Annotated in this window: 25 protein-coding genes; 13 read left to right on the top strand and 12 right to left on the bottom strand. The window is 67.5% G+C overall.

The genetic code is table 11. The features are described 5' to 3' along the window. Positions 1–7: 7 nt before the first annotated feature. From FHW84_RS07180 to FHW84_RS07170, 3 genes are read left to right on the top strand one after another with little or no spacing between them, the layout of a single operon-like run. Positions 8–2,395: a glycosyltransferase gene (locus tag FHW84_RS07180; RefSeq protein ID WP_167253928.1), complete on the top strand. Its 2,388-nt coding sequence runs from the start codon at positions 8–10 to the stop codon at positions 2,393–2,395. Further along, entirely contained in the window at positions 2,385–3,455 is a 1,071-nt protein-coding gene (locus FHW84_RS07175) for a hypothetical protein (RefSeq protein WP_167253926.1), read from the top strand. Before FHW84_RS07180 ends, FHW84_RS07175 begins: the two co-directional genes overlap by 11 nt. Then, entirely contained in the window at positions 3,452–4,483 is a 1,032-nt protein-coding gene (locus FHW84_RS07170) for a cellulase family glycosylhydrolase (protein ID WP_167253924.1), read from the top strand. Before FHW84_RS07175 ends, FHW84_RS07170 begins: the two co-directional genes overlap by 4 nt. An 88-nt stretch (positions 4,484–4,571) precedes the next feature. Here FHW84_RS07170 and FHW84_RS07165 read toward each other — a convergent pair whose 3' ends face one another. The 5 genes from FHW84_RS07165 to FHW84_RS07145 all read right to left on the bottom strand — a co-directional run bounded on the left by FHW84_RS07165 (position 4,572) and on the right by FHW84_RS07145 (position 10,793). Continuing rightward, positions 4,572–5,999, bottom strand: a complete 1,428-nt coding sequence (locus FHW84_RS07165; protein ID WP_167253922.1) for an XVIPCD domain-containing protein — start codon at positions 5,997–5,999, stop codon at positions 4,572–4,574. 10 nt (positions 6,000–6,009) lie between these two features. Then, positions 6,010–6,630, bottom strand: a complete 621-nt coding sequence (locus FHW84_RS07160; protein WP_167253920.1) for a hypothetical protein — start codon at positions 6,628–6,630, stop codon at positions 6,010–6,012. Between the two features lie 280 nt (positions 6,631–6,910). Further along, positions 6,911–9,856 (bottom strand): GGDEF domain-containing phosphodiesterase, encoded by a 2,946-nt coding sequence (locus FHW84_RS07155; RefSeq protein WP_167253918.1) that lies wholly within the window; start codon positions 9,854–9,856, stop codon positions 6,911–6,913. A gap of 125 nt (positions 9,857–9,981) precedes the next feature. Next, a complete protein-coding gene (locus FHW84_RS07150) occupies positions 9,982–10,164 on the bottom strand; it encodes a hypothetical protein (protein ID WP_167253916.1) in 183 nt (60 codons plus the stop codon). Beyond that, a complete protein-coding gene (locus tag FHW84_RS07145) occupies positions 10,164–10,793 on the bottom strand; it encodes a TetR/AcrR family transcriptional regulator (RefSeq protein ID WP_208399690.1) in 630 nt (209 codons plus the stop codon). The genes FHW84_RS07150 and FHW84_RS07145 overlap by 1 nt, the downstream gene beginning before the upstream one ends. Before the next feature lie 142 nt (positions 10,794–10,935). Here FHW84_RS07145 and FHW84_RS07140 point away from each other — a divergent pair, with 142 nt between their 5' ends. The 3 genes from FHW84_RS07140 (at position 10,936) to FHW84_RS07130 (ending at position 12,621) form a co-directional block, all read left to right on the top strand. Next, the gene (locus FHW84_RS07140) at positions 10,936–11,451 is read left to right on the top strand and encodes a hypothetical protein (RefSeq protein ID WP_167253907.1); all 516 of its coding nucleotides are present in this window, start codon (positions 10,936–10,938) and stop codon (positions 11,449–11,451) included. Between the two features lie 114 nt (positions 11,452–11,565). Then, positions 11,566–12,168, top strand: coding sequence for a GNAT family protein (locus FHW84_RS07135; RefSeq protein WP_167253905.1), 603 nt, complete (start codon positions 11,566–11,568; stop codon positions 12,166–12,168). A gap of 87 nt (positions 12,169–12,255) precedes the next feature. Further along, complete coding sequence (locus tag FHW84_RS07130) at positions 12,256–12,621, top strand: DoxX family membrane protein (protein WP_167253903.1); 366 nt, start codon at positions 12,256–12,258, stop codon at positions 12,619–12,621. 3 nt (positions 12,622–12,624) lie between these two features. On the opposite strand, the gene FHW84_RS07125 is transcribed toward FHW84_RS07130, so the two are convergent. The 4 genes from FHW84_RS07125 to FHW84_RS07110 all read right to left on the bottom strand — a co-directional run bounded on the left by FHW84_RS07125 (position 12,625) and on the right by FHW84_RS07110 (position 16,166). Continuing rightward, entirely contained in the window at positions 12,625–13,428 is an 804-nt protein-coding gene (locus FHW84_RS07125; protein WP_167253901.1) for an SDR family oxidoreductase, read from the bottom strand. A gap of 118 nt (positions 13,429–13,546) precedes the next feature. Next, positions 13,547–14,863 carry a HAMP domain-containing sensor histidine kinase gene (locus FHW84_RS07120; RefSeq protein ID WP_167253899.1) on the bottom strand — a complete coding sequence of 439 codons (1,317 nt, stop codon included), beginning with the start codon at positions 14,861–14,863 and terminating at the stop codon, positions 13,547–13,549. Further along, positions 14,860–15,600 carry a response regulator transcription factor gene (locus FHW84_RS07115; protein ID WP_167253897.1) on the bottom strand — a complete coding sequence of 247 codons (741 nt, stop codon included), beginning with the start codon at positions 15,598–15,600 and terminating at the stop codon, positions 14,860–14,862. Before FHW84_RS07115 ends, FHW84_RS07120 begins: the two co-directional genes overlap by 4 nt. A 26-nt stretch (positions 15,601–15,626) precedes the next feature. After that, the gene (locus FHW84_RS07110; protein WP_167253896.1) at positions 15,627–16,166 is read right to left on the bottom strand and encodes a thioredoxin family protein; all 540 of its coding nucleotides are present in this window, start codon (positions 16,164–16,166) and stop codon (positions 15,627–15,629) included. A gap of 302 nt (positions 16,167–16,468) precedes the next feature. On the opposite strand from FHW84_RS07110, the gene FHW84_RS07105 reads away from it, so the two are divergent. From FHW84_RS07105 to FHW84_RS07075, 7 genes are all read left to right on the top strand, one after another. After that, entirely contained in the window at positions 16,469–16,882 is a 414-nt protein-coding gene (locus FHW84_RS07105; RefSeq protein WP_167253894.1) for an organic hydroperoxide resistance protein, read from the top strand. A gap of 35 nt (positions 16,883–16,917) precedes the next feature. Continuing rightward, the gene (locus FHW84_RS07100) at positions 16,918–17,196 is read left to right on the top strand and encodes a DUF2282 domain-containing protein (protein WP_167253892.1); all 279 of its coding nucleotides are present in this window, start codon (positions 16,918–16,920) and stop codon (positions 17,194–17,196) included. Next, positions 17,193–17,624: a DoxX family protein gene (locus tag FHW84_RS07095; protein ID WP_167253890.1), complete on the top strand. Its 432-nt coding sequence runs from the start codon at positions 17,193–17,195 to the stop codon at positions 17,622–17,624. The genes FHW84_RS07100 and FHW84_RS07095 overlap by 4 nt, the downstream gene beginning before the upstream one ends. 52 nt (positions 17,625–17,676) lie before the next feature. Beyond that, complete coding sequence (locus FHW84_RS07090; RefSeq protein WP_167253888.1) at positions 17,677–18,432, top strand: alpha/beta hydrolase; 756 nt, start codon at positions 17,677–17,679, stop codon at positions 18,430–18,432. Between the two features lie 45 nt (positions 18,433–18,477). Further along, positions 18,478–18,762: a hypothetical protein gene (locus FHW84_RS07085; RefSeq protein ID WP_167253886.1), complete on the top strand. Its 285-nt coding sequence runs from the start codon at positions 18,478–18,480 to the stop codon at positions 18,760–18,762. A 232-nt stretch (positions 18,763–18,994) separates the two neighbouring features. Next, entirely contained in the window at positions 18,995–19,840 is an 846-nt protein-coding gene (locus FHW84_RS07080; RefSeq protein ID WP_167253884.1) for a DUF692 domain-containing protein, read from the top strand. Next, positions 19,840–20,586 carry a DNA-binding domain-containing protein gene (locus tag FHW84_RS07075; protein ID WP_208399689.1) on the top strand — a complete coding sequence of 249 codons (747 nt, stop codon included), beginning with the start codon at positions 19,840–19,842 and terminating at the stop codon, positions 20,584–20,586. Before FHW84_RS07080 ends, FHW84_RS07075 begins: the two co-directional genes overlap by 1 nt. 40 nt (positions 20,587–20,626) lie before the next feature. On the opposite strand, the gene FHW84_RS07070 is transcribed toward FHW84_RS07075, so the two are convergent. From FHW84_RS07070 to FHW84_RS07060, 3 genes are all read right to left on the bottom strand, one after another. Continuing rightward, the gene (locus tag FHW84_RS07070; protein WP_167253880.1) at positions 20,627–20,863 is read right to left on the bottom strand and encodes a 4-oxalocrotonate tautomerase family protein; all 237 of its coding nucleotides are present in this window, start codon (positions 20,861–20,863) and stop codon (positions 20,627–20,629) included. A 51-nt stretch (positions 20,864–20,914) separates the two neighbouring features. Next, entirely contained in the window at positions 20,915–21,625 is a 711-nt protein-coding gene (locus tag FHW84_RS07065; RefSeq protein ID WP_167253878.1) for an SDR family oxidoreductase, read from the bottom strand. A 101-nt stretch (positions 21,626–21,726) separates the two neighbouring features. Beyond that, positions 21,727–22,698 (bottom strand): LysR family transcriptional regulator, encoded by a 972-nt coding sequence (locus FHW84_RS07060; protein WP_167253876.1) that lies wholly within the window; start codon positions 22,696–22,698, stop codon positions 21,727–21,729. Positions 22,699–22,737 lie beyond the last annotated feature (39 nt).

Raw genomic sequence — 22,737 nt, 5'->3', positions numbered from 1 at the left:
ATACGCCATGAAGCTGCTACGTTTCCTGCGCCGGGAAGGCGCGCAATCCGTCATCGGGGCGACGGACCAGGCGGTCCTCGCCGCCACGCATTTCATTCTCGGCGCGCTGATCGCCCGCCTCGGCGGCAGCGTCGCGCTGGGCAACTTCGCGTTCGCCTATGCGCTGATCGTGATGCTGTGCATCGTGCATTCGGCCTTGATCGGCGAAACCTTCAGCCTCGGCGGCATCGTGCGGCGAGGCCTGCGCCGCTACGGTTCGCTGCCGATCGCGCTGAGCGCGCTGCTGCTCGCCGCCGGCGCGGCTACGCTGCTGGCCCTGGCGGGCTTGTGGCTGCCGCCGCTGCGCACCGCGTGCACGCCAGCGTTTTTCCTGGCGCTGATCGCCAGCAGTTGCTACTGGTCGGTCAAGCCGTATTGCTACCGCCAGTCGCGGCCCTGGCCGGTGCTGCTGTCCACGCTGATCTATGCCGGCGCCACCCTGGCGAGCATGGCAATCGGCTACGCATGGCGCGGTGATGGCTGGCAGCCGATGCAGTCCATCGCGCTGGGCGCGACGCTGGCCTCGTGGCCTTTGTGGTGTTCGCTGCGGCGGCCCGACCGGTATTTCTCCGGCCTGTTCCGCGCCAGCCTGCGCGGCATCGGCCGCTACGCGGTCTGGGCGCTGCCCGCGGCGCTGCTGATCTGGGCCTCGGGCAATGGCTATCTGTTCGTCATGCCGCTGTGGGGCGATGCTGCCCAGAACGGTGGCTTGCGCACGGTGCTCAACCTTGTGGCGCCAGTCAATACCTTGCTCGCCGGCGCCTGCACCGCCTGGCTGCCCATGCTCGCCGCGGCGTATCGCGATGGCGACCATGCCGCGCAGCGGCGGCGCATCCATCTGGCCAGCAGCCTGCTGTTCGGCGTCAGTGCGCTCGGCAGCCTGCTCGTCGCGGGACTCAGCGACAGCCTGATCCGGCTGGTTTACGGCGACAGCTATGCCGGCTTCGCCAAGACCTTGTGCATCGCCGCGCTGTTGCCGCCGCTATGGGTAGCGGTGGCGGTGTATCGCGCCGCGCTGCGCGCCCAGGCCGACCCGCGCCGGCTGTTCCGCGTCTATGCGTGCTCGATGCTGCCGCTGGGCCTGGGCTTGATGTTCGTGCTCGCGCCGCGCGGTGCGGAGGCATCCGCATGGGGCATGGTCGCAACGCAGGCGCTGGTCCTGGCGGGCTTCATCGGCGCCTTCAACCAAAGGCCTTCGATAGCCGCACCCGATCGCGCGCATCGCCCACCGCTCCATGGTCCTGTCGACGTCATCCATGTCACCGGCTGCCTCGGCGGCGTCGAAACCTATCTGCGCCTGCTGGCCGCCCACGGCGATCCACGGCGGACAAGGCTGGCCTTCGTGCTGCCCCGAACCTGCGCGCTCGCAAAGTTCGCCCGCGCGTCAGGCATGCCGGTGACCTTGTTGCCGATGAAGCGCGCCGTCGCCCCCTTGAGCGACCTACGCTGTTTATGGCGTCTGCGCCGCCTCATCCGTGAGCGCAGGCCCGACATCGTCCACCTGCACAGTTCGAAAGCCGGCCTGCTGGGCCGGCTCGCCTGCCTGGGGCTGGACAGTAAAGTCGTCTATACGCCGCACGCCTATTACTACCTCGGACAGCAGGGCTCCCGGCGGCGCCTCTACCTGATGGCCGAACGCGCGCTCGACCGCCTGTCGCGCAGCGGGGTGCTGGCGACATCGCCGTCCGAGTACCAGCGCGCCATCGCTGACATCGGCTGCACGCCGGCGCGCGTGACCTGCGTGCCCAATGCAGTGGACGCCACGACTTTGATGGTCGGGCGCAGGGTATGCACGGATCGCCGCGAGGTGCTTCTGCCCGGCCGCATCAGCGATCAGAAGAACCTGCCGATGTTCCTGCAGGTCGTGCGCGAACTGCGCCGCGACACCAAGGCCAGATGTCATCTGATCGGCGCCGGGCACTATCCCGGCGACCGCGCCAGGCTCGCCGCGATGATGCGCGATGCCGGCCTGCAGCCGTCCGACCTTCAGGTCACCGACTGGCTGCCTTACGAGACGATCCTAGCGCGCATGGCCGAAGCAGCCGTGGTCGTGCTCACCTCGACCTACGAAGGCTTCGGCTATGTGCTGGCCGAAGCCAACTGTCTGGGCATTCCGGTGGTAGGCACCGACGTCGATGGGATCCGCGACGTGATCGAGCATGGCCGCAACGGTTTCCTGGTGGCGCTGGACGACGCGCCGGCCATGGCCGCGCGCATCCGGCAGCTGCTGGAAGCTCCAGATACGTGGCACGACATGTCGCGCCATGCCCTGGACGCCGCCGCCGGACGCTTCGACATCGCACAGGCGATACCACGCTTCGATCGCTTCTACGCAAGGATCGCCCATGGCGCATGACGATCTGAACCGCCTGGTCGGACGCCTGAACCTGCTGCTGTTCTGCTTTCTCGCCGCGGCGACGCTGTCGGCGCTGATTCCCCTGGTGTGGCACGACAAGCTGTACTTCGACGGACTGACCATCATCCGCGAGCGGCCCAGGCTCGAGTGGCTCGGCAACTCCTACGGGGCGGCCGCTTATGTGCTGCATCCGCTGCTGCGCGGCCTGGCTGCGCTGGGCATCCGCCTCGACGACTACGGCCTGCGCTACAGCGACGATCTGCTGCTGACCAACCTGGTCTTCGGCGCCTCGTTCTTCGCCGGCATCGCCACGTTCACCATGCGCTGGCGCCTGCGCGCCACGCCGGCGAACATGACGGTGTTCTTCGCACTGGTCGTACTGCTATCGCCGTTCTTCTTCTGCATTTCCAAGGAACTGATCCCGTTTGCGGTGATGGCGGCCTCCCTCGGCGCCTATCGTGCCGACGTGCTCGGCCTGCGCGGCTGCGCATGGGCGTATGCGGCCGCCATGGCGGTCTGCGGGCTGTACTTCCGCATCTACTACCTCGCGTATGCGGTGATCTTCCTCTACAACTTCGCGCTATGGCGGCGCCAGCGCTGGTGGATCGCCGGCCTGATCGGCATGGGCGGCGCGCTGCTGCTGTGCTATCACCGGCTGCCGCTGGCCCTGCTCGACCAGGGCCGCGCCGGCTATCTCGAAGGCGTGTCGGCCAGCCGCATCGAGTATTACTTCGACGATGGCCAGGCCTGGGGTTTCCTCGGCAATCGCATCGTCACTTTCGGCACGATGCTGCTGCCACTCAATCTGCTGCCTGTCTCGCTCGCATACACACCGTTCGTCGTGCTGCAGGCGTATCTGACGGCATGCCTGTGGCGTGCGTGGCGGCGGCCGCAGTGCGCCGTCCGTTCGCTCGCGGCGAGCGCGGTGCTGGGTTTCACCATGGTGTCGGCACTGTTCGAGCCGGATTTCGGTTCCTACTTCCGGCACAAGGTGGGCATCATGCTGTTCCTTCTGCTGCTCGCGGTCGAATTCGACTGGCGGCGGGAACGGCAGCCATGAAGTATCTGTTCTTCGCGTTGCTGCTGATCGGCGCGATGAACCGCGCGCATGCCTCCGAAACGATGGAGATCGGCGTGCAGACGCATCGCTGGCATCGCGGCCTGGCCCCGCATACCGTCGAGCGCATGATCAGGGAAGCCGGCGCCACTTCCTGGCGCGACGACGTCTATTGGTCGGCCGTGGAGCGGAAGAAAGGCATCTACGACGTACCAGCCGATCTCGATGCCGTCATTCGCGCAGCCGACGATGCACCCGCGCAGGGCCTCTGCCCGTTGATCATCGTCGACTACGGCAATCCGCTGTACGAGACCGGCGGTCTGGTGACCACGCCCGAAGCACGAAAAGGCTTTGCGGCGTATGCACGCTGGCTCGCCGGCCGGCTCAAGGGCAAGGCGTGCTACTACGAGATCTGGAACGAATGGAATATCGGCGCCGGCTCTACCGCGCAACCCCGGAGCGTGGGCAGCGTCGGCGACTATGCGGCGCTGGTCCGCGCCGCGGCGGCCGCCATCCGAGCGGCGGATCCGCGGGCCAAGGTGATCGCCGGCGGCGCGACCGACAACGATACGGCCTGGTTCGAGGCGTTCGGCCGCAGCGGCGTGCTGGACGTCATCGACGGCGTGAGCATCCATCCTTACAACTACGGCCGTCCGCTGTTTGCGCATACGCCGGAAGCCGCCATCGGCTGGGTCCAGGACATCCAGGCCCGCCTCAGCAGACAGCGGGGACGGCCGGTGACCATGTACGTCACGGAAATCGGCTGGCCTGCGCACGACGCCGGCTACGCGCCGGAGCTGGTCGCCGATTATCTGGAACGCTTCATGCGGCTGGCCCGGCGCGATCCGCACATCGGCGGCGTCTGGTGGTACGACCTGGTCAACGATGGCGATTCGGCCAGCGATCCGGAACATCGCTTCGGCCTGTTCGACCGGCAGTATCGGCCCTTGCCAGCGCTGCGCGCGTTGCGCGCCTGCTGCGGCAGGCCGCAGCCGCCGCCAATGCAGCGCGACGAACGCCAGGTCCGTTGAGTGCCGCCCGGAAAAAAGGCGCCGGCATGCGGCGCCTTCGGTCAATCATTTTCAAGCCGGCATCGGATTCGCCGGATCGCAGGCCGGTCTATCGCCCCTGCTGGGCCTGCGCCTGCTGGTTCTGCAGACCCTGCTGCTGATGCTGGCCCTGCTGCTCCGGCTGCGCGGCGCGGTGCTGCTGCCACTGCTGGCTGCTCTGCGCGACCGAGGTATTGACCGCCTGCGCCGTGCCCACCTCGGTGATCTGCTTGGTGGGCGAATGCAGGTCGCCCTGCACGCCGAAGGCCTTGCTCTTGTCCTCGCTCAGCACCACGTGGTTGATCTCGTTGAGGCCGTCGCGGCGCGCCTGCACCGCCACCGCCGCGGCGAGGTTGTTGCTGCTGACGTCGGGCTGGCGGCCGACCTGCGCGTCCAGGCGGTGCACGGCGTCCAGGGTCTGTCGATACAGGCCGTTGTCGGGATGCGAGGCCTGGTCGAGGCGCGTCACGCCGGGTTCCGCGCCGGAAGGCAGAGGAGCGATCGGCTGGTAGGTATGCGTGGTGGCGCTGTGCCGGAACGTGGCATCCACCGACGTGCCGGAACTGCGGTCGACATAAGGCACGGGCGTGGTGTTGCTGCCCAGGTCGATGCCGTTCTGCGCCACGATGTTCGGGCTCAGACGCAGATTCGCCATGTCCACCCGCAGCTCGTGCGCGGGCACGCCCGGCTGCGGCGGATTGTAGTGCCGCTCGAAGCGGATCGCGTCGCTGATGGCGTTGGCGCCGTAATAGTTGGCGTAGCTGGAATTGCCGTTGTGGCCCAGGCCGCCGGCACGGTCGAAGTAATTCTGCCCCATGCCTTCGAGGTTCTTCGCCGACGTCGCCATGTGCAGGTTGGCGTCGACCTCGAGGTTGGGCTTCATCGAATAGGTCGGCGGCACGTGGCTGCGGTCCACGTCGATGAAGTCATTCATACGGAACGGCTGCTGCTTGTAGATGTCCTGCAGCGTGGGCGCCGGGCGATGGTGGTCCGCCGCATCCTTCTGCGCGGCGCTGACGATCGCATTCCAGCCGGAGATCTCCGCGCCCGCCTCGTCGCGCCGGCTGGCGGCAATGAGGTTGCCGATCGGCGCGGTGTAGTCGTGCTGGTGGCCGGGCGACTGCGCCACCGCGGTGAGCTCCTGGCCGAACCTGGCGCTGGCCTGGGCCTTCTCGGCGGCATTGAAGCCGTGCTGCAGCTCGTGGCCCAGCACGAAGGTGGCTTCGCCAGCCTGGTAGCTGCCGTGCGCTGGCGAGGTGAGCATCGTCAGCGGCAGCCGCATTTCCTTGTCCTGCGGGCTGTATTCGCCGCCCGCGTGCGGATTGTTCAGCGGCACGATGCGCTGCAGGTGTCCCGCCGCCACCGCGTCGTTGACCTCCTGGGTCAGCGCGGGCGAACCGTTGAGGGTGTTCTGCAGGTTCTGCAGCTGTTGCGCGGTGACGCCGGGCTGGTGCCCGAACGCATCCACCACCGCCTGGGCTTGTGTAGTCAAAGGCATGACGGTCTCCTTACCGTACCAGCACCATCTTCACGCAGGTCGGGCCGGAGGGCTCGCCGTTGTCGGCGTGTTCCACCTCCGGATACACCTCCACGCGCATGCCCGGACGCTCGAACGCGTCGTAGGTCCAGCGATTGTGTTCGCCGTGCGCGGAATGGCGGGCGAAGCCCATCGATTCGAGCTCCGCGGTGAAGCGGGCGAAATCCGGCTCGCAGATATCCTTGAGCGCCGCCTGGGTACCCGGCAGCGGATCGAAGTTCAGGTCCACGCGCCCTTCGCCGTCCACTTCCTGGCGCATGATGCTGAAGGCCCAGTTGCCCGGCAGGCGCTGGCCGTAGCCGAACTCCTCCGAGTCGACCTTCTTCACCGGCACGCCGAACGCGCCTTGCATGGACTCCGGAGTGATGTCCGCGACGCTCTTGCTGCCGCGGATCAGTTCCAGCGTCCGCTGCAGCGCCTGGCTCGCGCTGAGAGAGTCGGTAGCTGCCGACGTGGTCATCGCATGTTTCTCCTTGACGTGATCGTGTGGCTGGCCGGACGCGGCCAGGAGCGGGCCGGCGCCCAGCATACCGATGGCGGCGAACAGCATGAACCGGCCCGCGGCCGGTGTGCGCGAAGCTGCATGATGCATGCGAGATCCTTGTCCGCTTCGTGTCTTTGGCACATCCAGTCCCTGTGCTGCCCCGTGCTTCGTCGTGGTCGCCCGCGTGGCCGCGGCGCGCCTGTCCCTGACGTTCGATGAATCAGTTTGCCAACCCGAATGTGCGCGTCAGGTTAAGGCGCCGCGCCGGCGAAAACTGCGGACCAGCGCACTGTTGCTTCCCCGCCGCGAGGCCGGGGGAAAGTACTCGCGGCCCTGGTGGCCTTCAAGTAGACCGAATGGCCAGGGGTGCAGGCGCCTGGCGCCCCGCCTACTCCGCCCTTGCCCTGGCCGGCGTCCACTGCGCCAGGAAATCCGCGAGCCGCTCCGGCCGGCCCAGGTAGAAGCCCTGCGCGCCATCGCAGCCATGGCGATAAAGCCATTGGTATTGCGCCGGCCGCTCGATGCCTTCGGCGATCACGCGGATGCCCAGGCTTTTGCCCAGCGCGATGATGGCATCGCAGATCGTCGCCGAGCGCGCGTCGCTGTCGACGCCGCGGATAAAGGCCTGATCGATCTTGAGCATGTCGATCGGCAGGTCGTGCAGATAGGAAAGGCTGGAAAAGCCCGTGCCGAAATCGTCCAGCGCCACCGCCACGCCATCGGCGCGCAGCTGCCGCATCACTTCGATGGCCTTGTCGCGGTGCTCGATCAGGCAGCTCTCGGTAAGCTCGATATGGATGGCGTGGTCGGCCAGCTCGTAGGCCGCGCGCACCGCGCGCAGGTTGGCGACCAGATCGCTGCCGCGCAGCTCCGCGGGCGAGATGTTCACGCCGATCGGCAGGTCGTCGAAACCGGCCTCCTTCAATTGCAGGCTGGCCTTGGCCACCTGGCTGAGCACCCAGCGTCCGAGCGGCACGATCAGGCCGGACTCCTCGCACACCGGAATGAAGGTGGACGGCGGTATCAGCGAACCGTCGGCCTGCGGCCAGCGCATCAGCGCTTCCAGGCCGATCAGGCGCTGGTCGGGAAAGCCGGTGATCGGCTGGAAATACATTTCGAACTCGTGGCGCCGCACCGCACGCCGCAGGCTGGCCGAGAATTGCATGCGCTCCTTCGACTGCTGCGCCAGCGCCGGCTCGAAGTAATGCACCGAACGGTGGCTGCGCACATGCGCATGCGCGGCCAGCGCGGCGCGCGCGAACAGCACGTCGCCCTGGCTGCCGTCCTTGGGGTAGCTGGCGACGCCGAGCACGATCTCCATCTGGTGCTGGGTTTCCTCGAAGTACAGCGGATCCGCGGCGCACTGCACCACCGCCTGCAGCGCGGCCTCGCTCATGCGCTCGCGCGGCGCGACCCAGGCGAATGCTTCGTCGTTCACCGCCGCCAGGAAACCATCGCCGCCCACCCGCTGCACCAGCCGCGCGGTCATCGCGCGCAGCACACCGGCGGCGACGTTGATGCCGAAGGTATCGGCCACCGCATCCATGCCCAGCAATTGAACGTAGGTGACACCGAACGGCTGGCCTTCGGCGGCCAGCTCGTCCAGCTTCGCCAGCAAGGCATGCTGGTTCGGCAGTTTCGTCACCGGATCGTGCGAAGCGCGATACGCCAGCTCGCGTTCGCCCGCCAGCTGCTGGCCGACGTCTTCGGCCAGCACCAGCCGCGCAGGCACGCCGTTGAAGACGATGTCGGCGGCATGGATGCGCACTTCGATCGCCCGGCCCTGCCTGGTTCGATGCGTCCACACTTTCGGCGCGCCGCGCGCGTCACTGGACGCCAGGTACGCCACCAGACCGGGGCTCTCGCCAGGATCGCGCAGATCGAAAATGGTCATCGCGAGAAACTCCTCGCGCGTATAGCCATAAACCTGCACCGCCGCGGCGTTCACCTCGAGAATGCGCAGCGACTCGGCATCGAATACCCAGAACGGCAACGGATTGCGGTCGAACAGCGAATGGAAGCGCTGCTCGCTCTCGGCCTGGCGCCGGTGCGCTTGCGCCTGTTCGGTGACGTCGACCACGGTGCCGGTCATGAACCGTGCGCCGTCCTGGCCGACCACCACCTTGCCGCCCGCGGAGAGGCTGCGCTCGCTGCCGTCGGCGGTACGGATGCGGAATTCGGCGCGCAGGTTGTCCTGGTTCCTCCATGCGGCGCCGGCCTGGGCGATCAGCGGCGCACGATCTTGCGGATGCACCATGGCCAGGAATGCCCGCACGCTCGCCGCCTTGCTCCCGCCGGGCAGGCCGAAGATCTCGCCCTCTTCGTCGGTGCAGGCCAGCCGGCCCTGCTGGAACGTCCAGATCGCCGTGCGGCCCACGCGCTGCGCGGTGTGCAGTTCCTGCGTCTTGGCCTGCAGGTGTTCGATGTAATAGCGCTGCACCTTGCCGGAGCGATAGATCACGCCCAGCAGGCTGGCGAAGGCGAACAGATAGAACAGATAGAAGGCGGTGGCCGCGATTACCTGCCGGCGCCACGGCGCCAGCGCCTTCTGGTAGGTGATGCCGGCGACGACCTTGAATGGATACGGCTCGATGGCCGTGGTGGCCCGCAACGGCAACGGCCCTTGCCAGCCGAACAGATGGCGCACCCACCATGGCGCCACCAATGCGTTGGCATCCGCGGCGGCGGCCCTGGCATCGCCGCCCTGCACGATCGCGCGGCCCTGCGCATCTTCGAGCGCGAAGAAGATGTCGTTCGCATGCGGCACGTTCACCACCGCGCGCTCCAGCGCGGCGACCTGCATGTCCGCCACGATCCGCCGATGCTCGTCGAACGGGGCCGCGACGTACATCACTTCGCCGCCAGCCGTCTTCTCCACGGGGCCGAAGCATGGCGCGCCCACGGTGCGCAGCTCGCCCATGCCACAGGAGGCCCATACGGTGCCGGTCGATACCTCCGGCACCGTGCCCGACGAGGCCGAGGCCGCCGCATCCACCACGTCGATGTGCAGTATCTGCGGCTGCCGCCGCATGATCTCCGCCACCATGCCCTTGAGCAGCACCTCGCTCTGCTCCGGCGCCACGCTGTGCAGCCGGTTCGATTCCTCGGCGATGAAGGTCAGCGAATTGGCGCTGAAGCGCAGCGGCATGCGTACCGCCTGCGACACGTGCGCAGCCACTTCGTGCGTGCGGTGGCTGCTCTCGCCCAGCTGGGCGCGCAGGTCCGAACGCAGGCCGCTCATCAGCACGGCGAACAGCAGCACGGCCGTGAGGCTGCCGAACACGAAGATGCTCAACAGGGATGGCCCTTTCGGCGGACCGCTCGTCGTCGCCATGACCTGCCTGCTTCCTCCCCCTGACGCCGTATGCGCGGATCGGCCCGGTGGCCAGGGACCGCGGCGCGCATCCTGCGCACGCGCAAGCCCCATGGCATGAGGCGACGATAACGCGAGCGCTGCGCTCAGGCCATAGGGCAGCCCCGCCCGGCGTGCTTGTGCAGCATCTTCCGTGACGCGACGCTCACATGGTTGCGCAGCGCGTGGCGCTGGCGTTGCAGGTCCCGTTGGCGGCAGCAGGGTTCGATGGCGCGCGGACGGCAGGGGCCGCCGATGCGCTCGCCAAGCTCGTCCAGCTGCATCGGCATCAGCGCCGCGCCGCCGGATAGAGCCGCAGAAAATCCGCGGCGGCCTGGCCGCCCCGCTGTTCGCATTCCTTCGCCTTGGGCGCCTCGCGCAGGCGCAGCAGCAGGCTGACCATCAGGTCGCCCCAGAGCAGCGCAAGATAGCGGGCGCTCATCTCGCGGGGATCGCCGGCGGCCAGCATGCCGGATGCTTGCGCCTGGGCGATGAGGTCGTGCACCGCGATGCGGATCGAAGCGCGGGCGGTATCGAGTGTTGCCGCCACTTCAGGCGCGCGCTGCGCCTCGGTGATGGCGAGACGGAAGACCGCCATCACGCCAGGCTGCGTCACTTCGCGCAGCACGGTGGCGCCGAGCTTCGCCAGCATGGCGGCCAGCTCTTCGCGATGGAGCGGCGCCGGCAAGCCGGTCGGCAACCGCATGCGCTCCGCGCGGTCGGCGACGCAGGCGGCGAGCATCGCCTGCTTGCTGCCGAACAGCGCATACAGCTCGCGCTTGGAGACCTGGGCGCGCGTGGCGATCTTCAAGGTGCTGGCCTCGGTGTAGCCCAGCTCCATGAAGCTTTCCATGGCGGCGTGCAGGATCCGCTCGCGCGCCGGCGCTGGACCGGCTTCGACGCTGGCTGGCTTCTTCACGTAAAGATCCTTGCATTGGTACCCGCCAGTACCGTAGCATGAGTTTCACCGGTACCACCCGGTACCAAATGGAGCCGCGGCGCCTTCGACGCCCGCGGCGTTTCCGGCATAGACCCAAGCCACCACCCGATGGGGGGCCGACATGTTGCCTGCCGCTATCTTTCTTACGCAGATGATCCTTGGCTACGTTGCCTGGCTGCTCTGCTTCCGCGCTTATCTCTGGCCCTGGCTGCGCTCGATGGAGCGCATCGATGCGCTCCGCGCCATCGCCACCTTGCACAGCTTCCGCTTCTTCGGCCTGGTCTTCATCATGCCCGGCGTCGTCGGTCCGCATCTGCCGGCGAGCTTCGCCGGCTTCGCGGCCTATGCGGATCTGGCCACTGGCGTACTGGCCCTGCTGGCCCTGATGACGGTGCGCATGCGCCCGATGTTCTGGACCTGCGTGGCGGCCTTCAACGCGGTCGGCATGGCCGACCTGCTGCTGGACTACTACCACGCCGTGCAGGCGGGCCTTCCCGCCATGGCGGGCGAGCTGGGCGCCGCGTATGCGATCCCGGTGATCTACGTGCCGCTGCTGATGATCACCCACGTCGCCGCGTTCTATCTGCTGCTGCGCGCACCCGCCCCGCAGGCATCGGTGCGCGCGGCCGCCGCCTGAGGCGCCGCAAGCCGGCCGTCATCGAATCGCCAGGGCGAACGCCTGCGCCGCCCGCAGGTCGGTGAACCGGCGCGTGCATACTGCATCGATCCCGTATCGACGCGCAGGTGCCCCTTGTCCGCTCCCTGGATTGCGCACCCGCTGAGCCTCGCCGGCCAGCGGGTCGAGCTTTGCCCCGTGGAAGAAGTCCATCTCGACGAGCTGTTCGAGCTCGGCCGCGATCGCGAGATCTGGCGGCTCACCTCGGTCGACTATTCGGATCCGCAGATCTTCTATCCCAGCTTCGCCGCCGCCCTGCGCGAGCGCGAACTCGGCAAGACCTATCCCTTCCTGATCCGCCTGCGCGGGGACGGCCGCATCGTCGGCACCACGCGGTTCCTGGAGATCCAGCCGCAGGACCGCAAGCTGGAGATCGGCGTGACCTGGATGGCGAGCGCGTTCTGGGGCAGCGGCATCAATCTCGAATGCAAGCTGCTGTTGCTGGCGCACTGCTTCGAAACCCTCGATGCCAACCGCGTGCAGTTCCGCGCCAAGGCCGACAATGCGCGTTCGCGGCGCGCGCTGGAGAAGATCGGCGCGGTCTTCGAAGGGGTGATGCGCAAGGACAAGATCGAAGCCAGCGGCAAGCCGAGGGACACGGCGTTCTACAGCATCGTGAGCGAGGAATGGCCAGCGCTGAAGCCGCGGCTTGCCGCGCAGCTCGAAGCGGCGGGATAGCGCCGCGCCGATTCAGCAAGATCGGGACCGCACCGCGCTTGCGCCTTGCGGACACTTTGGATCCACCGGCGATCCAAGGCGTCCCGCATGCTTGCGCTTCCATGGCTGGCCTCTTTCGGCTACGTCCTGCTCGGCCTGTACTACGCCGTGAACGGCGCGCTGCATTTCCGCCACTTTGCCGGCCTGTCCGCCACCTTGTCCGCGCGCCGCATTCCCTGCGCAAACGCCACGCTCGCTATCGGCTCGATCTTCCAGCTCATCGCCGGAACGATGCTCGCGCTGCAGTTTCAGTTGCGCCTCGCCGCGCTGGGCCTGGCCGCATTCACCGTGCTGGCCTCGCTGATGATGCTGGACTTCCGGCGCGCCGAAGGCGCGGCGCGCGAAGCGGCGATCCGCGCCTGGCAGGCCAATCTGGCGCTGACAGGCGCGTTGCTGGCGATCGCACGGGCCTGAAGCTCAATCCACCGCGCGCAGGTAGCGCACTGCCGGCTGCGCACGCGAGAGTTGCGGCAGCAGCTTTTCGCGGGCGCCTTCGTAGGCGGCCCAGTCGCCCAGTTCCGGCAGCGCCGGGATGGTGAACACCTCGCCCTGGTCGAAGCCGGCCAATGAGGCATCGACCATCGCCTCCGCCGTCATCACGATGGCCGGCGGCAATTCGCTCACGGGCTTGCCGGAGTCCGCCCAGAATTCCGTCGCCGTCGCACCCGGCAGCACCGCCTGCACGCGAATGCCTTGCGCGGCGAGTTCGTGTTGCAGCGAGCGGGTGAACGCGAGCACGTAGGCCTTGGTGGCGCCGTACACGCCATTGAGCAGCTCCGGCGCAATGGCCACCACCGAAGCGATATTGATCACCGCCCCCTGCCCGCGCTCGACGAAACCCGGCACCGCCGCATAGGTGAGACGCGTAAGCGCGCCGATATTCAGCTCGATCATCTGCGTCATGCGCGCCACGTCCGATTCCAGTAGCGGCGACACCGCCCCCATGCCTGCGTTGTTCACCAGCATCGAGATGCTGCGATCGGTGCGCAGCAGTTGCTCCACGCCGGCGACGCCGGCAGGATCGCCGAGATCGGCGGGAAACACCTGGATCGAGCGGCCGGTTTCGTCGGTGAGGCGGCGGGCCAGTTCGTCCAGGCGCTGCCGGTTGCGCGCCACCAGGATCAGGTCGTGGCCGCGGCGGGCCAGACGGTCGGCGTAGATGGCGCCGATACCGGTGGAGGCACCGGTGATCAGGGCGGTGCCGTATGCGTGGGTGCTCATGTCGATGCTCCGCATGCGCCAGCGGGATGCCGGGCAGATGCGGACTTTGTATGCCTGGCGGCCTTCGACTTAAATGTCGAAGATGCCACCTTTTATGACATGCCCATCGGGCGCCCGCTCAAGGCAGGCTCACGGTCGCCACCAGTCCGCCGCCCTCGCGATTGGCAAGCTTCAGCGCACCGCCGATCGCCAATGCCAACTGCGCGGCAATCGCCAGGCCCAGGCCCGCGCCGCCGGTGTCGCGGTTGCGCGAAGCCTCCAGCCGGTAGAACGGCTGCAGCACCTGTTCGAGTTCATCTTCCGGAATGCCCGGCCCGCGATCGGCCACCGCGATGCACAAGGCGCCGCCCGCATCGCGCCACGACGACACTTCGGCCGAGCCGCCGTACTTGATCGCGTTGTCGACCAGATTACCCAGCACGCGCTGCAGCGCCTGCCGGCGCACCATCGCGGTGCCGCCGGCCACGCTCTCCAGCGTCACCCGCTTGCCGATGTCCTGGTAGTCGAACACCAGGCTTTCCAGGAACGCATCCATATCCAGCCGCACCGGCGTCTCCGCGCCGCCGTGCGCGCTGCGCGCATAGGCCACGCCTTCGCGCACCAGGTGCTCCATCGCCTTCAGGTCGCCCAGCAGCTTGTCGCGCTCCTCGCCGTCGGCCAGCCCTTCGGCGCGCAGGCGCATGCGGGTGATCGGCGTCTGCAGGTCGTGCGAGATCGAGGCGAGGATGTGCAGGCGCTCCTTCAGATGCCGCGCGATGCGCTCCTGCATGGTGTTGAAGGCGACCGCGGCCTGCGCCACTTCGGTGGGGCCTTCCTCATGCAGGCGCGGACCGTCGGCGGTCGGCGTCATCGCCTCCGCCGCCTCGGCCAGCCGGCTGAGCGGCCGCGTCGCCAGCCGCACCGCCAGCCACGCGCACAGCAGCACCGTCGCCAGCTGCAGCACCAGCACCAGCGGCAGCCAGGGCTGCACCGGCTTGAGCGCGGGCGTGACTTCCAGCGTGAGCGGCGTGCCATCGCCCAGGGTGAAGTGCACCTGATAGCGCTCCGGCTCGGTGGAAATCGCCTCGGCATGCACGCGGTACGCGGGGCCGACTTCATTGGCGATGCGCTGCGACAACTCGCGCGAGCGCTGGGAAATCAGTGGAAAACCCGGCTTGCCCGCGTCCAGCAGGTAACGGTAGTTGTCGCGCTCCAGCCGCCCCAGCCAATCGGCGCGCTCCGCCGCCGGCAGCCGATTGAGCACGGCGACCGAGGTGGCCACGTCGTGCTCCACCGTATTGAGCATGACCACGGTGGCGCTTTCGAAGCGCTCGTAGAACGCCAAGGCCAAGGACAACCCGGTCGCCAGCGCCAACCCGACGACGATGATCAGATACAGCCGCGACGCCATGCTGCGCGGCAACCAGCGCGGCGTGCGTGCGGCTTGCGCGCTCATGCGCCCTCGCCCGGCACGGTCACCGGCATGCTGAACACATAGCCTTCGCTGCGCACCGTCTTGATGTAGGCCTGGTCCTTGGCATTGTCGGAAAGCCGCGTGCGCAGGCGGCTGACCAGCAGGTCGATCGAGCGGTCGAACAGCTCCGCGTCGCGCCCCTGGGTGAGGTTGAGCAGCTGGTCGCGCGACAGCACGCGCTGCGGATGGTCGAGGAACACGCGCAGCAGGCGGAACTCGGCGCCGCTCAGCGGCACGATGGTGCCGTGCTCGTCGAGCAGGTGGCGCGCGGTGGTGTCCAGCCGCCAGCGGCCGAACGCCAGCTCGCTGGCCGCCTCGGTCACGCGCAGGTTGGGCGGCAGCATGCGCGTGCGGCGGATCACCGCCTTGATCCGCGCCAGCAGTTCGCGCGGCGCGAACGGCTTGGTCACGTAGTCGTCCGCGCCCATCTCCAGGCCGACGACGCGGTCGGTCTCGTCGTCGCGCGCGGTGAGCAGCACCACCGGCAGCGCGCGGTGCTTGCCGCCGCGCAGCGTGCGGCACAGCACCAGGCCGTCGTCGCCCGGCATCATGATGTCCAGCACCACCAGGTCGAAGGCCGAGCTGTCGAGCTGGGCGAACATGTCGCGCCCGTCCACCGCCGCGCTGGCGCGCAGGCCGTTCTTGCGCAGGTAGTCCACCACGCCGTTGCGGATCTCGCGGTCGTCGTCCACGACCAGGATGTTGTCGATGTGGTCCATACCTTGCCCCGTTGCGGCGCGCCCGTTCAGGCCTTGCCGAGCAGCGTGCGCACGCGCTGCTCGATCTGCTGGTAGTTTCCCTCGCCGAAGTGGCTGTAGACCAGCTTTCCGTTGCGGTCGATCAGATACAGCGCCGGCCAGTAGCGGTTGCCATAGGCATTCCACAGCTTGTAGTCGTTGTCGGCCACCACCGGCCAGTCGATCTTGTACTGCGCGATGGCGGCCTTGAGCGCGGCTGGGTCGCGCTCCTCGTCGTATTCCGGCGTGTGCACGCCGATCACCACCAGGCCGTCGCCGGCATAGCGGTCGTGCAACTCGCGCGTGTGCGGCAGCACGTGGATGCAGTTGATGCATTCGCGCGCCCAGAACTCCACCAGCACCACCTTGCCCTGCAGTCCGGCCAGCGTGAGCGGCGCGGAGTTGAACCAGGGGCCGGCGCCGGCCAGTTCCGGCGCGGGGCGCGCCTCGCGCTCCGGCGCCAGGGCAGCGGGAGTGGTGCCGGGCCAGACGGCCACGCAGGCGGCGGCCAGGAACAACGCGGCGGCGGTGATTTTCAGATAACGCATGGGGGATGTCCTCGTGATGGCGATGCAGCGCATGCGCTGCCCAGGTGCGTATTTGAGCGCCGCGCCTTATCCCCTCCATGTCCGCCGAAGCGGCTTTTTGTATCCGAATGTACAAGCCGCGCGGGCCCGCACCGGCGTCCGCGCCGCGGCTTTTGTATCGAAACGTATCGGCCCGCGCCCGCTACACATTGCGTTGCCTTTGGGCACCCGCGGCGACACAAGCGGGATACGCCGCCGCGGTTTCCTGTGTCCACCGGCCGCCGCCATTCCGGCGCGATGGCCAACCACCAGGAAACCATCCCATGAGCAGCAACGTTCTCTACACCGGCAAGACCACCACCACCGGCGGCCGCAACGGCCAGTCGCGCAGCGACGACGGCCGCCTCGACATCCAGCTGACCCCGCCGGGTGCGCCGGGTGCCGGCACCAATCCCGAGCAGCTGTTCGGCGCCGGCTGGTCCGCCTGCTTTATCGGCGCGATGGGCTTCGCCGCGCAGTCGATCGGCGTGCGCCTGCCGGCCGGCACCGAAGTGCAGGCCGACGTGGACCTCGGTAGTACGCCCGAGCGCGGCTACTTCCTGCAGGCGCGGCTCAACGTGAGCCTGCCGGGCCTCGATCGCGACACCGCCCAGGCCATCGTCGACGGCGCCCACCAGACCTGCCCGTACTCCAAGGCGACGCGCGGAAACATCGACGTCGCGATCAACCTGATCTGAGCTCTCACACCTACACCATCCCAAGGAGAACACCGATGCACCGCACGCACGCCAAGCTCGCCGCCACCCTCGCCCTGGGTCTCGCCTGTTTCGCCGCCTCGGCCCATGCCGACGAAGCGCAGAGGAAGCCCATGGAAAAATGTTACGGCGTGTCTCTCGCCGGCAAGAACGACTGCGCCGCCGGCGCCGGCACTACCTGCGCCGGCACGTCCAAGACCGACTACCAGGGCAATGCCTGGGTGCTGGTCGACAAGGGCACCTGCACCACCATCAAGACGCCCAAGGGCTACGGCACGCTGGAGCCCCGGCAATGAACACGGTGGCGACGACCACGTCGCGCTGGAACCGCGCGCTGCCGGAGGCCGCGCTGCTGCTGATCGGGCGGCTGGCCATCGCCGCGGTGTTCTTCCAGTCCGGGCGCACCAAGGTCGAAGGTTTTCTCACCATCAAGCAGTCGACCTACGACCTGTTCGTCGCCGAGTACGCCCTGCCGGTGATTCCGCCGGACTGGGCGGCCCGGCTCGCCACCGGCGCGGAGCATCTGTTCCCCGTGCTGCTGGTGGCCGGCCTGTTCACCCGCTGGTCGGCGCTGGCACTGCTGGGCATGACCGCGGTGATCGAGATCTTCGTCTACCCGCTGGCGTGGCCCACCCATCTGACCTGGGCCGCCCTGCTGCTCCCGCTGATCGTCTACGGCGGCGGCGACTGGTCGCTCGACCGCCTGCTGCGCGGCCAACGCTGAAATTCTTTTTGCCAACCCACTCCAACCGCTTAGTCAACCAGGAATCCATTCCATGCGTACCCTGCTAGGTATTGCCATCGCCATGGCCGTCGCCACCGGCGCAGCCACCGCCGCCGAGGCGCCCACGCCCGCCATCAAGAACGTCGTGATCGTGCCCGGCGCATTCGTCGACGGCTCCGGCTGGCGCGTCGTCCACGACATCCTTATCCACAAGGGCTACAAGGTGGTCGTTGCGCAGCCGCGCATCGACACGCTCGCCAACGACACCGAACAGGTGCGCGAACTGATCCGCCAGCAGGACGGCCCGGTGGTGCTGGTCGGCCACAGCTACGGCGGCGCGGTGATCACCCAGGCCGGCAACCGCGACAAGGTGAAGGCGCTGGTCTATGTCGCCGGCGTGCAGCCCGACGTGGGCGAGAGCCTGTCGCAGGTGGTGGGCTCGATGCCCTCGCCCAGCAACGACGTGATGCCGACCCGCGACGGCCACCTGTATTTCGATCCGCGGAAATTCGGCGACGACTTCGCCGGCGACCTCGGCAAGAACCGCACGGACTTCATGGCCGTCTCGCAGGTGCCCGCCAGCACCGCCGCCTTCGGCGCCACCATGCAGGTCGCCGCCTGGCACAGCAAGCCGAGCTGGGCCGTGGTCACCACCGACGACCGCGCGCTGAGCCCCGACCTGCAGCGCTGGATGTACCAGCGCGCCGGTTCCAAGGTCACCGAAATCAAGGCCAGCCACGCCGTGTACATCTCGCAGCCCGAGGCCGTAGCCAGGGTGATCGAGGACGCCGCCAACGGCGTGCGTTGAGTTTCTTCTCTCTTATTCCATTCCATCCATTCAAGGAGTCATCTCATGAGCATCATCGCTACCAAGTCCCGTTCCGGCCTCGCTGCTGCAGCCGCACTCATCGCCATTGCCGCGGCTTCCGTCATCTCGCCGGTCAAGGCGGCCGACCAGGGTTCGCAGCAGCGCGAACCGGTGCGCTGCTATGGCGTCAACAGCTGCAAGGGCGAGAGCCTGTGCGCTACCTCGAAGCACGATTGCAAAGGGCTTAATGACTGCAAGGGCCAGGGCGTTGTGGTGAAGACGAAGGCGGAGTGCCTGGCGGCGGGCGGGACGTTGACTGAGCCAAAGTAAATAGGCTCCAAGTCGGAGCCTCCCTTCTCCCCTCCGGGGAGAAGGTGCCGGCAGGCGGATGAGGGGCCGGGGCTCGCCACGAGATTTCAACGGAGCGGAGAAAAGCTTTTGAGCCCTCCTCCAGATTCGACGTCGCGCTCCGCCCGGCCCCTCACCCCAACCCTCTCGGGAGAGGGGGCTGGTCGAGGCGAGCAATCAACCTCCTTTTTCAAGCGAACGCAGGAGCAACACCATGTCCCACGCCATCCCCACCTTCGACGGCTACGGCCTCGGCCTGCGCCGCGAGCACTACCGCGACTTTCTCGGCACCGACGTGCCGGTCGACTTCGTCGAAGTGATCTCCGAGAACTTCATGGTCGATGGCGGCCAGCCACTGGACATCCTGCGCCGCGTGCGCGAACGCCACCCGGTGATCCTGCATGGCGTGTCCATGTCGATCGGGTCCGCGGATGGCTTGCGCGTCGATTACCTGAAGCGCCTGCGCAAGCTGGCGGATACGATCGAGCCCTTGTTCGTTTCCGATCACCTGAGCTGGTCGCGCTTCGCCCATTTCAATTCGCACGACCTGCTGCCCCTGCCCTACACCGAGGAAACGCTGGCGGTGGTCTGCCGTAACATCGACATGGCGCAGGAAGCGCTGGGCCGCGCGATGCTGTTCGAAAACCCGTCCAGCTATGTCAGCTTCGCGGCGTCCACCATGGCCGAATGGGAATTCATTGCCGAGATGAGCCGCCGCACCGGCTGCGGCCTGCTGCTGGACGTCAACAATATCCATGTCAGTGCGCAGAACCACGGTTGGGATGCGCAGGCCTATCTGCACGGCATACCCGCCGACCGCGTGCGCCAGATCCACCTGGCTGGACACACCCAGGGCCAGGATCTGCTGATCGACACCCACGACCAGCCGGTCAACGACGAAGTGTGGTCGCTGTATGCTGCCGCCACCGCGATGTTCGGCCCGGTCGCCACCATGATCGAACGCGACGACGCCATTCCGCCGTTGCCGGAGCTGCTCGCGGAACTGGCTATTGCCCGCAATCTGCGCGATGGCCATGCGGCGGTGAAGGAGGCTGCGTGATGCTGGCCGAAATACAGCGGGATTTCAGCGACTGGCTGGTGCAGGCGGGAGACGACGACGGTTTGCGTCGTGACCTGGTCGCTACGCGCGGCCTGGCTGCCTACCAGAACAACTACCGCACGCAACTGATCAACGTGTTGCGCGCCAGCTATCCGCAGCTGAAGCTGGCCATGGGCGACGAGGCCTTCCTGCAGCTGGCCATCCATTACATCGACCGGCAACCGCCTTCCTCGTGGACCCTCGACGCCTATGGCGCCGATCTCCCCGACAGCCTGCAGGCGCTGTATCCGCACAATCCCGACCTGCAGGAGCTGGCGTGGATCGAATGGACGCTGTCGGAGGTTTTCGTCGCGGCCGATGCGACGGCGCTCTCGCCCACCGATCTCGATGGCGTCGATTGGGAGACGGCTAAGCTGCGCCTGAGCCCCGGGCTGCGCCACCGCGCAGCCACCACCAACGCGATGGCGATCTGGTCGGCGCTGCAGGACGAAACGCCGGTACCGGAGGCTGAAATGCTCGAAGCACCAGCGGGCCTCGTCGCCTGGCGCCAGGGCTTCATATCACGCCTGCGCCAGGTCGATGCGATCGAACATGCGGCTCTGCTTTCCCTGCAGGAAGACGGGCATTTCGGCGCGCTGTGCGATGCGCTGGCCGAACGCCTCGGCGAAGAGCCAGGCATTGCGCGTGCGGGCCAGCTGCTGGCGGAATGGATCGGCTCGGGCATCGTGGTTGGCGTAAGCCACTGAACGCCACGGCCGCGCGGCACTGCCCGCGCGGCCTCCCGGCTTACTTCTTCGCCGCTTCGCGCTGCCGTCGATATTCCAGCGCCGGCAAGCCGCCCCAGCCCCAGTTCTCCGTCTCCACTTCGTCGATCACCACGAAGGTGGAATCCAAGGGCTTGTCCAAGACATCCAGCATCAGCTGGCTGACGCCCTTGATCAGGGCGGCCTTCTCTTCGGCGGTGGCCGCATTGCGGCCGGGCGCGGTGCCCTCGCGGGTAATTTGAATATTGATATAAGGCATGACGCTTTCCTCGCGGTGATGAAAGGGCCGGCCACGGCCGGCCCATCCGTTTCAGTGACCGGCGCTCTGGCCGCCGTCGACGTGCAGGATCTCGCCGGTGATGAAGCCCGCCGAATCAAGGTACAGCACGGCATCGGCGATATCGGCTACTTCGCCCATCCTGCCCACCGGATGCAACGCTGCGAGAAAGCCGTGCGTCTCCGGTGCGTGCATCGGCGTCTTGATCACGCCGGGCGATACCGCATTCACGCGCACGCCACGCTTGGCATATTCGATGGCCAGCGACTTGGTGGCGGCATTCAGGCCGCCCTTGGTCAGCGCGGCCAACGCCGCCGGTACGCCGTCGATCGCGTGATCGGTAAGACTGGTGGTGACGCTCACCACATGGCCGCTGCCCTGCTTCTCCATCTCCGCGATAGCCAGCTGCGTGATATGGAAGAAACCGGTGAGGTTGACCGCGATGTTGGCGGCGTAATCCTCTGCTGTAAATGCGGTAAACGGCTTGGCGGTGAAAATGCCGGCGTTATTGACCAGGGTGTCGATGCGGCCGAAGCGCCCCAGCGCTTCTGCCACGATGCGTTCGGCGACGGCACGCTCGGCGATGTCGCCGGCTACGGCGATCACGTCCGGATCGCTGGACGGCTGGATCGAGCGCGAATTGGCAAGCACGCGGTAGTTGCGGTCGCGAAAAGCCTTGACGAGGCTTGCGCCGATGCCTTGCGATGCGCCGGTGACGATGGCGACTTTCTGTTGGCTGTTCATGGGGTGCGTCTCTTGGGGAAAGGAGGTTCGGCTTATCGCCGATCGGGCTGCCTGCCCGACGCCTCCAATCTAGGCGCACACCTGAAACCAGCGAATCCCCGTCACCCGGCAGACATTCTTCCGCGCCGCGGTGGAATCGGCGCATCCGGCGCCATCTCCACTTCCTTGGCGAGGCTGGCGAAACGCGCGCGCAGGCGCGGCAGCGCGAAGTCGGCGAAGGCGCGCACTTTCGGCACGGCCAGGCGGCCGTACGGCGAAACCAGATGCACCGGTATCGGCGCCGGCTCCGCATCCGCCAGCACGATGCGCAGCGCTCCCGCCCTGATCTGCGGCGCCACGTGATAGGAAAGCAGGCGCGTCACGCCATGGCCTTCGACCGCCGAATCGATCGCGGCGCGCACGTTGTTCACCACCAGGCGCGGCGTAAACGCCACGGCGCGCGGCACCGACGAACCCTCCTGCGGCGGGAAGCTCCACGACTCCGGCCCCATATGCGTCATCGCGATCAGCTGATGCTTGCCGAGGTCCGCCGGTTCCACGATGCGCGGATGCTTCGCCAGATAACGCGGCGACGCCACCACCACCCGCCGCACCTCGCCGATGCGATGCGCGACCAGCGTGGAATCCGGCAGATGCGTGATGCGCAGCGCCAGGTCCATGCCTTCCTCGACCAGGTTGACCGGCCGCTCCAGCAGATGCAGCCGCACGCTGACCGTGGGGAATTCGTCCATGTACGCATCGACGATAGGCCGGAGGATTTCCACGCCGGCGAATACGGTGGCCGAAATGGTCAGCGTGCCGCGCGGCACCGAACGCTCGCCTGCGGCGTTGCGGTCGGCTTCTTCGAGATCGGCCAGCACCTTGCGACAGGCCATGGCGTAGCGCTCGCCCGCCTCGCTCAGTTTCAGCGAACGCGTGGTGCGATGAAGCAGCGGCACGCCGACGTGCGCTTCGAGAAACGCAATGGCGCGGCTCACCGCCGCCGCCGAACGCCCCGTCTTGCGACTGGCCCCGGCGAGGCTGCCTTCGTCGAGCGCGGCGACGAAGACTTTCATGGCGTCGATGCGGTCCATGGAGATTGCCTCGCTACGTAGCGGCCTGCGCCGGAATGA

It is taken from the genome of Dyella sp. SG562 (assembly GCF_011759495.1).
Lineage (GTDB): Bacteria > Pseudomonadota > Gammaproteobacteria > Xanthomonadales > Rhodanobacteraceae > Dyella_D > Dyella_D marensis.
This window is presented reverse-complemented; position numbering and strand designations above follow the sequence as displayed.